General features: G+C 33.8%; 11 protein-coding genes and 3 pseudogenes. 7 read left to right on the top strand and 7 right to left on the bottom strand.

The genetic code is table 11. From position 1 onward, the window contains the following. Nucleotides 1-488 precede the first annotated feature (488 nt). From LEP1GSC059_RS08705 to lpxD, 3 genes are all read right to left on the bottom strand, one after another. Entirely contained in the window at nucleotides 489-1,727 is a 1,239-nt protein-coding gene (locus tag LEP1GSC059_RS08705; RefSeq protein WP_002180132.1) for a BaiN/RdsA family NAD(P)/FAD-dependent oxidoreductase, read from the bottom strand. A gap of 318 nt (nucleotides 1,728-2,045) precedes the next feature. Beyond that, nucleotides 2,046-2,951 carry a DMT family transporter gene (locus tag LEP1GSC059_RS08700; protein WP_017213971.1) on the bottom strand — a complete coding sequence of 302 codons (906 nt, stop codon included), beginning with the start codon at nucleotides 2,949-2,951 and terminating at the stop codon, nucleotides 2,046-2,048. Nucleotides 2,952-3,296: 345 nt separating this feature from the next. Next, nucleotides 3,297-4,319, bottom strand: coding sequence for a UDP-3-O-(3-hydroxymyristoyl)glucosamine N-acyltransferase (lpxD, locus tag LEP1GSC059_RS08695; RefSeq protein ID WP_017213970.1), 1,023 nt, complete (start codon nucleotides 4,317-4,319; stop codon nucleotides 3,297-3,299). On the opposite strand from lpxD, the pseudogene LEP1GSC059_RS24185 reads away from it, so the two are divergent. After that, nucleotides 4,309-4,490 (top strand): annotated as a pseudogene (locus tag LEP1GSC059_RS24185) (hypothetical protein). The gene lpxD and the pseudogene LEP1GSC059_RS24185 sit on opposite strands and share 11 nt — an antisense overlap. Nucleotides 4,491-5,525: 1,035 nt before the next feature. Here the strand turns inward: LEP1GSC059_RS24185 and LEP1GSC059_RS08690 are convergent. Beyond that, entirely contained in the window at nucleotides 5,526-5,822 is a 297-nt protein-coding gene (locus tag LEP1GSC059_RS08690; RefSeq protein ID WP_002180128.1) for a helix-turn-helix domain-containing protein, read from the bottom strand. 1,188 nt (nucleotides 5,823-7,010) lie between these two features. Next, nucleotides 7,011-7,688 (bottom strand): flagellar filament outer layer protein FlaA, encoded by a 678-nt coding sequence (locus tag LEP1GSC059_RS08685; RefSeq protein WP_002180210.1) that lies wholly within the window; start codon nucleotides 7,686-7,688, stop codon nucleotides 7,011-7,013. 84 nt (nucleotides 7,689-7,772) lie between these two features. Here LEP1GSC059_RS08685 and ompL47 point away from each other — a divergent pair, with 84 nt between their 5' ends. The 3 genes from ompL47 to dinB all read left to right on the top strand — a co-directional run bounded on the left by ompL47 (nucleotide 7,773) and on the right by dinB (nucleotide 10,825). Continuing rightward, nucleotides 7,773-8,870, top strand: a complete 1,098-nt coding sequence (ompL47, locus tag LEP1GSC059_RS08680; RefSeq protein ID WP_002180218.1) for a multi-beta-barrel domain surface protein OmpL47 — start codon at nucleotides 7,773-7,775, stop codon at nucleotides 8,868-8,870. Between the two features lie 89 nt (nucleotides 8,871-8,959). Next, nucleotides 8,960-9,709, top strand: coding sequence for a ComF family protein (locus LEP1GSC059_RS08675; RefSeq protein ID WP_017213966.1), 750 nt, complete (start codon nucleotides 8,960-8,962; stop codon nucleotides 9,707-9,709). Between the two features lie 27 nt (nucleotides 9,710-9,736). Continuing rightward, entirely contained in the window at nucleotides 9,737-10,825 is a 1,089-nt protein-coding gene (dinB, locus tag LEP1GSC059_RS08670; protein ID WP_017213965.1) for a DNA polymerase IV, read from the top strand. A gap of 836 nt (nucleotides 10,826-11,661) precedes the next feature. Here the strand turns inward: dinB and LEP1GSC059_RS08665 are convergent. Both LEP1GSC059_RS08665 and LEP1GSC059_RS24180 read right to left on the bottom strand, forming a co-directional pair. Then, nucleotides 11,662-12,753: a fatty acid desaturase gene (locus tag LEP1GSC059_RS08665; protein WP_020980555.1), complete on the bottom strand. Its 1,092-nt coding sequence runs from the start codon at nucleotides 12,751-12,753 to the stop codon at nucleotides 11,662-11,664. 588 nt (nucleotides 12,754-13,341) lie between these two features. Beyond that, a pseudogene (locus tag LEP1GSC059_RS24180) lies at nucleotides 13,342-13,989 on the bottom strand (GNAT family N-acetyltransferase). A 98-nt stretch (nucleotides 13,990-14,087) separates the two neighbouring features. On the opposite strand from LEP1GSC059_RS24180, the pseudogene LEP1GSC059_RS24175 reads away from it, so the two are divergent. The 3 genes and pseudogenes from LEP1GSC059_RS24175 to LEP1GSC059_RS08635 form a co-directional block, all read left to right on the top strand. Continuing rightward, a pseudogene (locus tag LEP1GSC059_RS24175) lies at nucleotides 14,088-14,288 on the top strand (hypothetical protein); the annotation flags it as partial. A 31-nt stretch (nucleotides 14,289-14,319) separates the two neighbouring features. Further along, the gene (locus LEP1GSC059_RS08645; protein WP_002180200.1) at nucleotides 14,320-14,580 is read left to right on the top strand and encodes an RNA recognition motif domain-containing protein; all 261 of its coding nucleotides are present in this window, start codon (nucleotides 14,320-14,322) and stop codon (nucleotides 14,578-14,580) included. Between the two features lie 1,350 nt (nucleotides 14,581-15,930). Continuing rightward, nucleotides 15,931-16,359: a hypothetical protein gene (locus LEP1GSC059_RS08635; protein ID WP_002180169.1), complete on the top strand. Its 429-nt coding sequence runs from the start codon at nucleotides 15,931-15,933 to the stop codon at nucleotides 16,357-16,359. The last annotated feature ends 78 nt before the right edge of the window (nucleotides 16,360-16,437 follow it).

Here is a 16,437-nt window from a genome sequence, read left to right as displayed (position 1 = left end):
GTTGCGATCCGCATTGAGTTTGGAAATTCCGAAGGTCGCGTTTGAAACTCAGCAAAACTCTCTCTACGGATCGCGTTTTAGATCGCAAGTCATTTTAGCTTTGAAATATGCGAGCTGCAACGACGCCTCTAAGAAGGTTGCATTGAGTTTTTTATTCGCCCAGATTTTCTTACGTCGAACTCACGTTATTTGGTCGCCTCTGAAAAAGGACCAAAATGGCGAATAACACAAATAAAATACTATCCAGAATTGAAATGTAAAAAAACAAAATCTCCGAAAAGCATCCAAAAGCCATAAAAAATCCAGTGAAAATAAAACCAGAAGAAAACTCAAAACAATAGATCCACTTTATAAAACCTGATTTTTGAGTAAAAAATAAAATGTGGGAACTAACACAAATTCCAATTACGAAAAATGAATATTTAAAAATTCACAATGCGACTTAAATCGGTGGGAACTATTTAAGATTTTGAGACGAAGACAAAATTCTAAATCGAATTCAAAATACCACGTGCCGCAATATAAGAAGTGGTCCAAGCATTCTGAAAATTAAAACCTCCAGTAACTCCGTCCACGTCTAAAACCTCACCTGCAAAAAAAATCCCTGGAACAATTTTACTTTCCATAGTTTTAAAGTTCACTTCTTTACGACTTACTCCACCACAAGTAACGAACTCATCTTTAAACTCCCCCTTTCCCAAAATTCTAAATCTTGCATCGGTTAGTTCTTCGGTAATTACGTGCAGGTCCCTAGACGACAACCCAGACCACTTTTTAGAAAAATCTATAGAATGAATTTCTAATATTCTTTCCCAATATCTCCTGGAAATACCGAAGACTGGAGTTTTAGAAACAAATTTGGACGGATGAAGATTTTTTTCTTTTTCGATCTTTTTTCGAACCTCATCCTTTTTCATTCCAGGAACAAAATTAATTTTTAAAGTTGTATCGTATTTTTTCTCAAAAAGTTCTCTCGCACCTTTTGCAGAAAGTTTTAAGACTGAAGGTCCGCTTAGACCCCAGTGTGTGATCAACAGAGGTCCCAGTTGTGAATAACCAAATTCAATCAAAGAACATTCCACATTCTCAAAGGCAAGTCCAAACAAATTTTCCAGACGAGCATCTGAAATTTTAAAAGTAAACAAAGAAGGTACGGGCTCTACTATTGTATGCCCAAGCGCATTGAGCCAATTCCAAGCCTTTCTACCGGAACCGGTGGCAAATAGTATTTTATTAAATTCTAATATTTCTCCCGTTTTAAGTTTGATTCGAAAATTGGAATTCGATTCGAAAGTCACCGAATGAATTTCCATGTCTGTCTTCAATTTTACTCCGTTTTTTTTTGCCTCTTGAAACAAAGTTTGGAGAATTGTTTCAGAGGAATCAGTAATTGGAAACATTCTTCCATCCGCTTCGGTTTTCAAAAATACCTCACGTTCCTCATACCATCGAATCGTATCTTTAGGTCCGAAAGTTTCAAAAGCCCAACGAAGCTCTCTTTCTCCTCTTGGATAATTTTTACTCAGAGCTTCGGGATCAAGGCAATGATGCGTAACGTTACATCTTCCTCCGCCCGATATTTTTACTTTAGAAAGAAATTGTTTTCCTTTTTCTAAAAGGGTAACTTCGCAAATTCCTTCGGAAGCGATTTGAATGGCGCCAAAAAAACCTGCTGCTCCTCCTCCAATCACAGCTATCTTTGGTCGTTCTTCCGACTTAGAATTCATAACAAAAAAATCTCCTTTACTGATCTCTATAAAATTGAATACTTTAAATTTTTATCGTAACACTATTTCAAAGTAGAATATTAGTACTCTTTTATATATTTCTGACTAGGTCTAATTTTGAATTACAATTTCTATACAACCTGTCCCAAAACTTAAAATTACTTGAAAAGTTCGCAAATATATAGATGTAACCCGATTTCTGTGGAAACTCCAGTATTTGATCAGAAGCTATTCTCAAGAATATCTCAGAATTCGGTATTTTAAACAAAGATAAAGTATTTTTGAGATGGCTTTTAGAAATTTCTAAAAGATCATCGTTTATATCTTTCTATTTTTGCTATTCTGATTTCGGTTTAACAGAAACACAGCAAGAATGGCAAAAGTTCCACCTACAGTAGTAGTAAAACTTGGATATTCATTCAGAAAAATCCAACTCCCCAAAAGAGCCGTTGCGGGAACTAAAAAGATAAACGAACTTGCAGCTCTAGAACCCAACTTAGAAGAAGCAAAAAAATAAACCGTAGTTCCGAAAGTTGTAGAAACCACTGAAAGATAAAGGATATGAAACCAAAAATTAATTCCGGCATCCAATACTTTTTCTAATCCGTACGGAAGTGCAATAAAGAAGTCCAATAAGGTTCCAATCGCAAAAACATAAAAACTATATAAAAGTGGAGAAACGTTTTGGCCCGCACTATGACTGTTCATACTTAAAAAAGCCCAGCTAAATGCACAAAGAATAAAGAAGATATTACCAGAATTGAATAGAGAATTTAAATTTAGTTCCCAAATTTTAAGAAGAATACAACCACCTACCACACCAAACAAAAGCCCAATCCCTTCCCGAATGGAAGGTAATTTCTTCTGTAAAGTATGAACAAACACGTAAGTAAAAATTGGATTCATCGTGGTCACAAGAACACCTCCCGCTCCGGCAAGCCCATTCTTTAAACCCAAAAGAAAAAACTGATTGTAGACTGTATAAAGAACTCCACCGATGATAACTTGAAACCATACTTTGAGACTCGGTAACCTAAAGGATTCCTTTCTATAGAGTACGATTGGAAGAAGTGAAACAGCAGTCGCCAAAAATCTCCAGAAGATGATCACATTTGGATGTTGGTCCCCTACGATGAGTTTAGCGGAAGGCCAGGCAAATCCCCACGAGATCATTGCGATCACAAGAAAAAAATAAAATTTTGTACTAGCATTGTTAGAAGACATGATGATGAACCGTTTTACCAATCTTGAAAATGGAAAATTAGATTCAATCCTTACTTGATCTGAGTTTGATATAAGAGCTTTGAAAGATTTTTTCTAAAAGTAGTAATTTACAAATAAACTGAAAATTTAGATCGTCGGAACTCCATATACAATTCTTAGAATTAAACTATAAAACCCGAATGTAATAGCTCCCACAAATTTCGTCGCCTTACGACAATTTGCTGGTTCTTAAAACAATTTTTTCGTGATTCAATTTCGAAGGAGTTCCCACATTTTTAAAATTTCACTGTAAAATCCAAATTTGCGAGAGTTCCCACATCCTAAAAGAAAACAAAATCTCTAAATTTAAATCGAATTTTTAGAACGATTTCTATGTTCTCTTACGAGTTCCGGAAGTTTAGACATCGAAGAATGAATCCTATGCATTTCGATTGCAGGTTTTGCGGGAATTCCAAAATAAGCAACTTTCTCAACGCTGTCTTCGCCGAGAGCAGACATACCCATAAGAATAGAACCTTTTTTCATAGTGATTCCTTGTAAAACCGCAGCTTGACCACCCATGATAACTCCATCTTCCAAAGTAACAGAACCGGCGAGAACAGTTCCACCGGCAATAAATACGTAATTCCCTACTTTACAATTGTGAGCAATGTGAACATGATCATCAAATTTAGTATGATTTCCGACAGTTGTAGTTTCAATCGTTGCCCGATCTACAGTACAACACGCTCCCATTTCAACATAATCTCCAATGACTACATTTCCTATCTGAGGAATTTTATAACGTATCCCTTCCTTATCATAAAAACCGAATCCATCTGCACCGATCACCGTATTGGCGTGAATAAGATTGCACTTTCCAAGAATACAACCATAACCCACAACAACCCCAGATTTTAAAACAGTACCTTCACCAATCTTCGCGCCGTTTTCAATGACAACATTTGGATAAATAAAACAATTATCTCCGATTTCTGTATTTTCATGAATCACAGCGAAATCCATAATCGTAACGTTCTTACCCAAACGGACATTTTTATGAATACTCGCCTTATCGGAAATAAATGGAGGGGGAAGTTTCGGCTTCTTTTCAAAAAGAGAAAGCAACTCTATAAATTTAAGTCTTGCCTGTTGTTCCACAACCACCAAGGCTGAAGGAAACTCACCGGCCAAAGAAGGAATCGTAAGCGCTAACTGAACTTGTTTTACTTTCGGATTACCAATTAGATGTTTTTTCGCTTCGATAAAATAAATTCGATCGGATAAAATATCGGAATGATTTTCAATATCCCCAATTCCGTTGACTTCTATTTCCCCATCACCCTTAAGTTCTACACCCAATATTTCCGCTAATTTTTTGGCTTTCATCGGATCAAATTCTTATCATATAAAAAAGGAATTCAACTCGTTTTTTTGATTTTCTTTATTTGGAACAAAAAGAATTCGAATTATAAAAGAATTAAATTTGTTTCAAAAGATTACAAAAATGTTTTATAATCTGAAACTTTTTATCTTTTTAAAACGGACACTGTTTGTTAACTTAACGTGAGTTTGACGTAAATAATCTAAAAAGAGAATTTCTTACTTAAAAAACGTGAGTTCGGTCTAAAAAATTGGGGCGAATCCGGCTTGCCACAGGCAGCCGGACCGGGCTCTCAGCTTTGGTCAATAAATTGCATGCAGAAAACGTTATACGAAATATCATCTTAGTTTCAATTTATTTACCTCGCATCGATCCCTTTCGCGTTAATTTGCCTTAAATAAAATGTGTAGCTCCTACAAATTCATAGCAACCCCACAAATATTTAGATCTCAATATAAATCTGTGGGAATTCCTACAAATCCTCTGTAAAACTGAGTTTCCAAGCGACCTGTCGAACGACCTAAAACGCTTTCGTAAAAAGCGTTTTGCTGAGTTCGGGGAGTGAGACGCTGAGTTTAGGAAAGCGTTGTGCTTTAGTTCATTCATCGATCCCTTTCGCATTTGTTATATCGAACTTACGTTAAATAGATAGATCAAAAAACGATCTTAAATCAAAAATCTCTGAGTTCCGCGTAAGAGATTCGTTTTATAAAACCTAATTTTTCTGTAAAAAATGAAATGTGGGAACTACCACATATCCGAGTTTTACGAACAAATTCTTAAAATGCGAAAATTACAACCTATTGAATTACGAATATTTAAAAATCTGTAATGAGACTTAATCTGTGGGAACTCTCACAAATTTATATTTTAACGTAAGTTCGTAGAGAAATCTAGGATTCTGAAAAAAATTGGAATCTGAACTTTACACATCGATTCCAAAAATGTGGGAACTACCTCAGATTACGATTTTACAAACAAATCCTAAATAGAGTTGTTGAAAAATTAATTCTCCATTTGTTTCTTTTTTACGGAAACGGTCGACTAGGGCGGGTTTGTTCATCGCCACTATGGAATTTTTTCAACAACCCTATTCATAATCGAACTCACATTATTAAAAAACCTGGGAGTTCCCACAATTTTAAGGCTAATTTCCTCTGAAATTTTAAAAACAAAATTCTTAAATTTACGATAGGCGAATTCACAAAACGTCATTTTCTTTTGCGTTTATGACTAGCCACTTTTAAAGTTTTTGATTTTTTCTCAGAACCGTCCTGTTTTTCGTCAAACTGAAAATAAAACTCGATTGATTTACCTAAGATTTTAAAAATTCTCCAGAACTCGATCACATCCAATCTTCGTTCCCCGGATTCGATTTTGGAAATATAAGACTGAGGTTCGCCCAAACGTTTTGCAACTTCAAGCTGAGTAAGATTAGAGTTTTTTCTGGCCGCAATTAAATTTTTACAAAAAATCTTGGCTTCCCGTGAATGTAAGGATTTAAACAAAACGCATTCATTTTAAATCCTGAAATAGAATATACCAAAACGGGATATTCTACTGATCTATGATCATCTTTACAAACTTGGTTTTTCTTTTCAATTTGATTATCAAATTTCTATATGTTTTCTTCATTTTACGACCATTCAAATTAAAATTTCATCTTATAGAGATTTTTTTAATTTAAAGTTTTATAAAATGAAACTCAACAAATCTAAATGATTAGCATTTTACAATATGATTTAGGACTTGCCCTTAAAACATAAACAATCATCTTTTAGAAATTTCTAATTAGATGCTGGAGTTCCCACAAAAACCGTTATATAGTATGATTTACAGCTTTTTTACTGATCCCTATAAAATTGGGGCTTGACGTTTTATCAAAAAAGAAACAATTCCAAAACAAAACATTGGCATTCTATTATATAGCTCTAAGTACAAGACATTTCAAAAATATCTTAGAATTCGGCCTTTTACAGATAAGTATTTTTAAGATGGCTTATAATCTTTGGTTATGATAGTTTCCGCCGTAATAATTCCCACATTTTTGTGAAACTAAAACGTCTATGGTCGTTCTGCAAGTTTTAGGACAAGTTGTTGAATAAATTTTTTAAAGATTCATCTTAAATTTTTGAATCAATTATTTTACGGCATAAACACAAAGCGTGGTAGTTCCCACAAAAACCGTCTATTGCGACAATGTATAGATTTTTAAACATTCATTTTTTAATTAAGAACTTTGTCCAAAACCGCCCAATGTAGGAACTATTACGAAAATTGAACGACATTAGAACCGTTCGAAAGTTCGCAAATTCCCAAATGCGACTAATTTGAATATGAGTTCCTACAATTTCAAAATTGGTTCGTAAAATCGCGATTTGCGGTAGTTCCCACAGATTAAGTCACATTATAAATTTTTAAACATTATAGATAACTCTCAAGTAAGAAACACATTAAAACCTTCCCAAAACTTAGGCCCTTTTTTTAAAATTTTGGTTCTTTTAGGATTTTATAGAGGTTTTGAGACAGACTCAAAATTAATTTTCAATTTTCCATCAGTTTTCCGTTTTCTAGAAACAGTCGATTAAAACAATTTTGTTGATCTGAACTACAACTCTATTCATAAAGAGGCGTTTGATACAACCAATTTGTTTTCAACTTCAGTAAGATAGATCAGAGTAATTGAAGTTTTTTATCTATCGTATCAATCGATTCTCATCTACAAACATTCGATTTTTATCTCTGACAATCGCAAGAATATCATCAATTGCAAATAAATCTCTTGTTCCACGTTTCATAGTAAAAGGCGCTTCATACAATAATCCTAAAAATTCGATCGGTATCTGTTTAGAAAATAGTATTTCGTCCTGTCTGATTTTTCGAATTACGTTGAGTCTGATCTTTTTCCATCCTTCATAATTGAGATGAGTAATTAGTATTTTCTTAACTTCTAATGTGGAATCTCTGAGCAAAATGTAAAGTGACGCTCCCGATCCCGAAGAATAGATATGAAATTGAAATTCTTGTACAAACCCTTTTGTTTTCCAAGTTTGCTCCCATAATATTTCAAAAGATTGATTTTTTTCCGCTGGAACTTCCAAAAGTAAACTTTTAGTCGAATTTCTTTCCGGACTGAGCATCAATGTAGAAGTTCTGATTTCGGGCTCATATTCTTTCGACAATCTTGTTTTGAGATTTTTAGAATTCCATTCTTTCGTTTCAAAATCTTCTACGACGATCTGTTTCCAAATTTCCGCCGAAGATCTGTCTTGCGATCTCAAAGGAAAGAAAATTAAAATGAAAAATAGTATTACAAGGAAAAGGTGATTTTTCCTTTCGGTAAATGAAATCTTTGAGAAGTCTTTTTTTTTCATAGAATCAGTTGACAGCTTCTTCCAAAGGTTTCCAATATCCGAATATCGTCAAAAAACTAATTACCTAATTCACAGGAGTGTAAAATGAAGGGTTCTACTCTCGTAAGACTCGCGATCGCTTTATTCATGTTTGTTAACGTAGCGCTTTTTGCCCAGGAAGATCTGGACGAAGGCTCTACTCCTCAGGCAAATACTCAAGGACAATCCGGGAGTTCCACTCCTGCAAAAACTTCTCAAAATTCTGGGACGACTCAGGGAGAAGAAGTTAAAAAAGCGGATCTTTATGTGAACTCAAAAAGTTCTTTTGAAATTTCCGCCCAAGACGACTCCAGCACAGTTGATTATATCGAATATAAAATCGGCGAAATGGATTACGCAAAATATACTTCTCCAATTACGATTTTAAAAGAAGGTGTTAACCGACTTACTTATAGAGCCGTGGATAAAGCAGGAAACAAAGAACCAGCTAAAGCGCTCGTTGTCGTTGTGGACAACACCGCCCCGACTGTAAAAATCGTTCCGAGCGAAATTCTTTACAATTTGGACGGATATAACTTCGGTTCCAAAAATGTAACTTATACAATCTCCGCAACCGACGCCCTTTCTGGAGTAAAAGAAATTAAATATTCCATCAACGGCGGAGATATGAGAACTTATGATAACCAGCCTATTAAATTAGAAAAGGCTGGAGTGAATTTGATTAAATATTCCGCTATGGACAATTCCGGAAACTCTTCTTCCGAGGCAATTCTTGTAGTAACCTTGGATGACATAAAACCAGAAGTTGAGATCCAAGGAAACACACCTCTGGTAATCATTGATGGAAAAACATATTCCAGAAAAGGAAATTCTTTTGCGATCAAAGCGGTAGACGGGCAATCTGGAATTAAAAGAATTCTAATTAAAATGGATAAAAATTCAGATTTCGTTCCTTATGCAGAACCGATCACAATCGACGCTCAAGGTGAACATACAATCGAAGCCAAAGCGATTGATAATGTAGGAAACGAAAGCGAAACCAAAAAGGTAAGTTTCTCAGTGGATGTAAATCCACCTACAACACAAATTCGTAAAGTGGAAATGGGGGCAAATAACGGAAGTCAATCTACGTCTGAATCGAAACCTGCTCCCGCTCCAGCAGCGGCACCCGCAACCAAACCTACTCAACCTACAAAAAAATAAGAGTTTAAAAAAATCTAAACTATTTAAAAACCCGGAAAAATTCCGGGTTTTTTTATTCCTTTTAAGAATTTTAGAGAACCGTAATTTATATGGAACTCTATAAACTTTTAGATTTTTTTTTACCAGTTAACTGCGAATTTTGCGGAAAATTCGATTACTTTTCTTCTAAAATCGGTGTTTGTAAACTCTGTCACAGAAAACATTCCAACGTTTCGAATTCTTTACAGACTTTATGCAAAATTTGTAAAGAAGTGCAAACTTCAAAAGAATGTTTCTATTGCAATTCTAGAAACGTATTTTTTGAAGAACTAAAATTCTTACGGAATAGAACCCCTTTTTTAGCCAAGGTAATCAATTGTATCAAATTAAGATCTGTCTATTCTCTTTCCATTTATCTTAGTTTAGGTCTTAAAAAAGAGTTAAAGTCCTGGAAACATCTGAATTTTTCAGGAATTCTACTTATGCCTTCCACAAAAACAAAATGGTATTCTAAAAATCAACAAAGGCCTTTCGAGTCCTGCGATTTCGCTTTAAAAAAACTACGGAATATTCTTCCGTTTCCTTTGATAAACCCGATCGAAAAAACAAGCGACCAAAAACAAGCAGGCAAAAGTTTAGCGGATCGTTTTATACACGCAAGACTTGCTTTTAAAATCAAAAAAGAATATAAAGGAAAGTTAAGAGGAAATTATCTTTTGATCGACGATGTGTTTACGACAGGTGCTTCTGCAAACGAGTTAGCGAGAATTCTAATCCAAAACGGAGCTGATTCAGTTCGAATTTTAACCTTGATCCGAACAGAAGGAATAGAAATTGAAAAAGACATTACAAATGTTTAGCTATTTATAACCTGACTGAAATCGCTTATGGAAACGCGCAAAATCATTCATGTGGATATGGATGCATTTTATGCCTCTGTAGAACAAAGAGATTTTCCAGAATATAAAGGCAAACCTTTGATTGTGGGTGGTCCTCCTAACAGTAGATCGGTGGTTTCGGCTGCTTCGTACGAAGCTCGTAAATTCGGAGTGCATTCCGCAATGCCTTGTTCGAAAGCGGCACAACTTGCCCCTCAGGCAATTTTTGTTCTTCCCCGATTTGAAGTATATAAGGAAGTCTCCAGACAGATTCGAAAGATTTTTTTGGAATATACGGATCTTGTCGAAATGCTTTCCTTAGACGAAGGTTATTTGGACGTTACATTCAATAAAAAGAATATTCCATTTGCAGTAACTATTGCAAAAGAAATTCGTGCGGAAATTTTTAAACGCACTGGACTTACCGCTTCCGCAGGTGTAGGTAATTCTAAGTTTATTTCTAAACTCGCATCTGAAAAAAATAAACCAAATGGGCTCACAGTCGTTCTTCCGAACGACGTAATTTCTTTTATCGATCCGTTACCAGTAAGCAGTTTTCACGGTGTTGGAAAAGTCACAACGCGGAAAATGAAAGAATTAGGAATTTATACTGGAAAAGATCTAAGAACAAAAAATATAGAAGAACTGATTCAACATTTTGGCAAAATGGGAATTTACTATTATAAAATTTCCAGAGGTGAGGATGAGCGAATGGTCGAATCCTCTCGGGAAAGAAAATCTCTTGGAGCAGAAAACACTTTTGATCAAGATAAATTAGATTATGATGATTTGCTCAAACAACTGAAAGATGTCGCCATTGAAGTAGAAAGAAGATTGGAAAAAAAAGACTTCGCCGGAAAAACCCTCACTCTTAAAATTAAATTTTACGATTTTAGTTTAAAAACGAGATCTAAAACTCTATCGGAACCTATTTTTGGAGCGGATGAACTTTATTCAATCGCAGCGGATCTTTTTGAGGAGTTTTTCGAATCCAAATACGGAAAAAAATCAGCAATTAAACCGATTCGACTTCTTGGAATCAGCCTTTCTCATCCAAATTCTGAGAACGAAGAACCTAATTTGTTTTTAAATTTATAATATTCAAATAATAGAATTTTTTTAAATCAATCTCCATCTGTTTCTGCTTTATGAAAACAGAAGATTAAAACAATTTTGTCAATCTTCGCTATAGAATTTTTCAATAACTCTATTATAAATCACAATTGGGTAGAGCAGAAATGATTTACTCAGTTTCCAGAAAACCCAGAGACTTATGCAAAAATTATAATAATCTAACAAAATAATTTTAAAAAACTGTAAGTCAAATTGAACTTGGAGTAAGTAAATGAGAAAGAATTTCTAAAAGTATAAGTTCGTAAAATCGTGATTTGCAGCAGTTCCCACAAATTGTGTTTCTTGGAATGATTTATAGATTTTTTGACAAGATCGAAAATTGTAAGAATCCCTATACTTTTTGAACGTAGTGTTCCGATAAACTCTTTGATTTAAAAAATTTGAGTCTACTCTAAAACCTCAAATAAAAGGTTATGAGAATTTAATAATAGAGTTTTCGAAAAATTAATTTTCTTATTCATTAGGTTTTTCCATGGCGAGGATTAACAAAACTGCTTCAATTGCCCATTTCAATATAACAGAAACAAAATGAGGAAGTTAATTTTTCAAAAACTCTATTAAAGTAAATGGATAATACTGTTTTACTAATATTTACACATGAAGTTTCAACAATTCTAATGACGAATAATTTGAAAGTTACAAATGTTCAGATATAACGTAAGTTATCGGGAACCTACTGACAATTTATTAGAAATTTCTAAAAGCTATCGTCTAGTTTTGGGACAAGTTTTAAATTCAAATCCCAAAACCTTAGATAGCAAAAACTTTTTACGACAGAATTTTTAAATATTAAAAAAATATCAAACTGGGACAGATTCTAAATTTTTCTCTTTTATAGATATCTCTTGGGCTTCTCTATAAGTCATCCATTTACCAGTATCCGAATCGATCACCTTACAAAGTGAAGTTGATTTTAAATAATCTCCAAAAATCGTATCCTTTTCCAAAACATAATCTCCATAGACAACCTTAATCTCATTCAAAGCCCGCTTCAAATTGTAAAATGGAATTTTCATATGAACGTGATGAGGCATGTGAATGAAAATATTATGGAAGAAAAAATTCATAATCGGATTGATATGGTAGTTGACGGTTCCTTTCATTTGTCCATAAAACGGAGTCCATTCTTCTTTCGTTTTCCAAGGAATTTCCGAATGAACATGATGTACATAAACCGTAATTCCCATAAAATAATTCCAGGCGATAAACGGTACCAAACAAACCTTTGTAAACATCCATAAACCGGCCCCCATATCAAAAACTCCGGGAATAGAAGAAGCTCCAAAATAAAAAATCAAACCTGATGAAATAAACGCAAAAGAAAGCATAATCAATTTATCTCTTTTAGCCTCTTTCAAGGGAGCGGTAAACAAAACCATTCCCTTCAGCCAAACTTCTATCATATAGTAAAAACCGCCGCCTAAAGTGGACCAAAAAAATTGATGCTTCAGTTTTTTGAATATTCCAAATTTAAAATACTCTTCCTTCGTAGTTGGATGCCATACGAAGTCGGCTTGTCTTTTAATCGTATGGCCGTGATGAATTCTATTGTGTCCATAACCCCATTGATTATATGCGTGCAAAGAAGGAAGCATTGCAATTTGTCCGATCCAATATTGAAGGAACTTACTTTTGAACAACGCCTCGTGAGCGCAATCGTGTCCCACTACAAATAAAGCCGAAATAGTCATCCCTGCAAAAAACCATAAAAATGGAAGAATATACCAATCATTCACATTCCAAAGTAAAACCACCACTAGGGCGAAAAAAAACAGATCTCTTAAAAAATAGCCTACCCCCTTATAAGTTGGGTTTGCAAAAGTCTCGTCAGAGAGAATTTCCCGAACCGAACCTAAAGTTTCTTTTGGTAAATGATTTGTTTTATTTTTCACTTTCGTTTTTCTCCTTTAATGAACATCGTTCATTACTATAATTAACAATGTTCATTAAAATCAAAATTCTTGGCAAGAAAAATGACAGTTACAACTTGAAAATTTAGCGTGAGTTCCCGCAGAAAGCGCTGCATTTAGGATTCATTTTTATAGTTTGGAAGAAGTTAAAAATTGTAAGAGTTCCCACATTTTTGTGAACTCAATCTCACATCGTTCGAAAAACTCAGCGTTTCACTTCTATTGGTGCTCTATGGATCGGTGGAAACTCAGCAAAACGCTCTCTATGGATCGCGTTTTAGGTACTCGACAATTCTGAAAAACTTTGGAAGGAGTTTTTATTTCTACACACCCGCGTTTATCAATTTAGGAAAAAGAATAAAAAGACAAATAAAAATACTTTTCTAAAAATGTAGGAACTATTACAAAATTTGAGATCTACTTGAGTAAGTGTCCAATCTCAGAAGTAAATATTACCCGACTCTCAGTTCTGGTCCATTTCAATATTGTCTTTAAGTCTGTTTATTTTCAAAAAAGTTCTTAATCCATTCTGTCAAGTTAAGAAAAAAACCTATGGATTCTGAATCAAAATCAAGTAGTAATTCTATTATTTCCGCAACTTCGAAAAATATCAGTACGAAAAACGTTTTAGTTTGTTCCATTCTGAATCGGTAATTTGGTAAAGAACATTTCGGATAATCTATGTTCGGCGGGAAGATTTGGATGATAAAACGGTCCTTTTTTAAGTCCTATCTTTTTCATCACGGACTCGAAACGAATATTTAAAACCGAAGTAAAAGAAACAATCTTTGAATATTTAAACTCATCGAATCCATAACTGATGCTGCCTCGGTTGTATACCCTAAATTAGAATTCAATCTCCATCCAATTTCAATTGCGGGAGTAAAAAACCGAAAAAGAGACTTTCAAAAAACCAGTCTGGCTGATCCATTTTTTTGATTTCTACTGATCTCTATAAAATTAAATACCGTTAATTTATCACAAAACACTGATTCCATACAAAATATTAGGTACTTTATTATATAGTTATGAGTAATACTCAAGGTCCTACCCTAATTCTCTAAAATAGATTTTTACTTTCGTAAAAAATTTTTCACATTCTACTTTTGTCAATGGATTTGGGTAACATTCCATTCGATTAGAACTCATTCTATAAAACGGTTCCAAATCTTTACTTTCCCATTCCCTTAAAATCAATCTTTCCGTTTCCAAATCCATTTTTTTATCCGTCAAAATCGCAAAACGGAGATTTTATGTAGTTATTCAACTTTATAGAGTCTCCCAGCCTTCTTTTCAACAAATTCTAAAATTCTTTTTTTAGAAACGTCGTTAAAATAAATTTAATATTGCCAAGAAAAATTCTGTCGATATTATGGATAAAGAATTATAGTTATCCACTCGATTTTCTAACTTTCGAACGTAGTCCTATCTTAAAGTTTGCTCTTCTTTTCAAGTTCTGCATCTCTAAAATTTTTCTACTTCCTTCTCCGGGAAACGCTGTTTTAAAATCAAGATAACTTGATTTTATTTATAATTATAGAGGTAAACATGTCGGTTAATATTTATGTAGGAAATCTTTCTTACGATTTGAATGAAGGAACATTAGGCGATCTTTTTAGAGCTCACGGAACCGTGAACTCAGTAAAAATCGTCATGGATCAATATTCCGGAAAATCCAAAGGATTCGGTTTTGTTGAAATGTCCAATAAAGAAGAAGCAGACAAAGCGATCAAAGATCTAGACGGAAAAAATGTTCTTACTCGCAATTTGAAAGTAAACGTTGCAAAACCAAAAAACGAAAGATTTTAATTTTAGATCTTTTAATATTTTAGTTCATTTCCCTAATTATCTTTTGGGGTTCTGAATCAAATACTTGGAATTTTTTTGTTCCTTTAAATAAAACCGCTGAAAAGAAAATTGTTTTTTGCGGTTTTATTTTTTTAGGAATCTCTATAAATCCAAAAAAAAATCCCGCCCAATCAAATTTTTGCATAAAATCGTCGTTTTGTGACTTTTGCATTTTATATTAAATTTTTTTGTATCTAAAAATCAAAAGTGATCGTAGTCCCCACATTTTAGAATGAACTATAAGTCCAATTTGCAGTAATTCCCACATTTTTGTGAACTCAATCTCACATCGTTCGAAAAACTCAGTGCCTCGCCCCATCATAACCTTACCCACAGTTGAAGAGGATTTTAGGATCAAAAAAACGCACATTTTTAAAGTGTTCCGACAAGAATGAGTCTTTTTACTTGCAAAAAGTATGTTTTTCTGATAGAGAAAAATCTTCCGAACTTCTCCACCTCCGCCCCCACCCAAAAATAAGGGTGGGAACTCAGTTTTACAGAGAATTTGTCGTAATTCTCACAGATTTAATATAGAGATCCAAATACTTGTGGGTAAGGTTATGGCTCTCTATGGATCGCGTTTTAGTTTTTGGGACAAGCTCTTCACCTTTGCTTAAAATGTCGATTCTGATTATTATAAGATATTTTTGAAATAACTTGGTAATCATTAGAGTTATTGAAAAATTCCATAATTCAGATTAACAAGCCGTTTCAATCGACTTTTTCCATAAAAGAAACTAATGACGAATTAATTTTTCAACAACTCTATTAGTAACAAAAGAATAAAAAACTATTTTACGAGGTTTTCTTTATAAATAATTTTAAAATGAGAATTTCATAATAATTGAATATTTATATCTAAAACCTAGATTTATAAAAAATAGCAAATCCGACTGATAGAATTCTTTTTACCAAAAAACAAAAGACAGACAGACTTTTAATTTTTTTTTAAAAATTTTGAAACCACAAATAAACCTGTTTTGCTTAAGTAAACTCGTGAGATTACCATAAATATTTTAAATTATATATGTTTGTTTTTATTATAATTCTGCTAATTACTTTCCATGAAACTCTTTTAGAAACGATGGGAGCTTTTTGGGGACGTCGACGAAATCTTTTTAAAATTTTCAAAAAGCCAAATATAGGAAAAAAATTATGAGAATGTTTTTTTTATAAAATAGAATTAAAAAGTAAAAAATAAGCAAAAAATTACTTTCCAAAGAGTTAACTGGTCTGTAGATACATACAATCCTTTTTAGAAAAACAAACTAATCGGATAGTTGATCAACTTAATTTCAACAGGAGATACAAATGGTATCAGGAATTACACTCATCGTGCTCAGCATTCTTGCTGTGCCTTCCTTGCTTTTGGCAAAAAAACCAGACGCAAAAGAGTTACTTGCAAAGATTTCGCCTTATCAAGGTTGGATCGGTCTAGTTTTCTGCTTTTGGGGAATTTACGGAATCGTATTCCAAGGACTTCTTGGTCTTGGATGGCTTCCTAATTGGCCAATTTACTGGATAACTGCTCTTCTCGGAAACATCGTTCAAGCTGTTCTCGGGTTCATCCTCGGTTTTGGAACAATCTCTACTTATGTTCTTTCTAAGAATGAAGAAGCAAAGAAAAAAGGTGCAGAACTCTTAGCAAAACTGGCTCCCATCCAAGGTAAGTTGGGAATTTTTGGAATTGCGGTAGGAATTTGGACAATCATTGCGTCCATCCTTTTCTACGGAGCATAATTCCATTTTTCCGGGTGAATTTCTCACCCGGAAACATTCCTCTTCTTTTTAAATCCGTTTTCATTTCTGTTTAAATTC

This window comes from Leptospira noguchii serovar Panama str. CZ214 (assembly GCF_000306255.2).
Lineage (GTDB): Bacteria > Spirochaetota > Leptospiria > Leptospirales > Leptospiraceae > Leptospira > Leptospira noguchii.
Note: the sequence above shows the minus strand (reverse complement) of the source record. Positions and strands in the feature narration are given on the sequence as shown.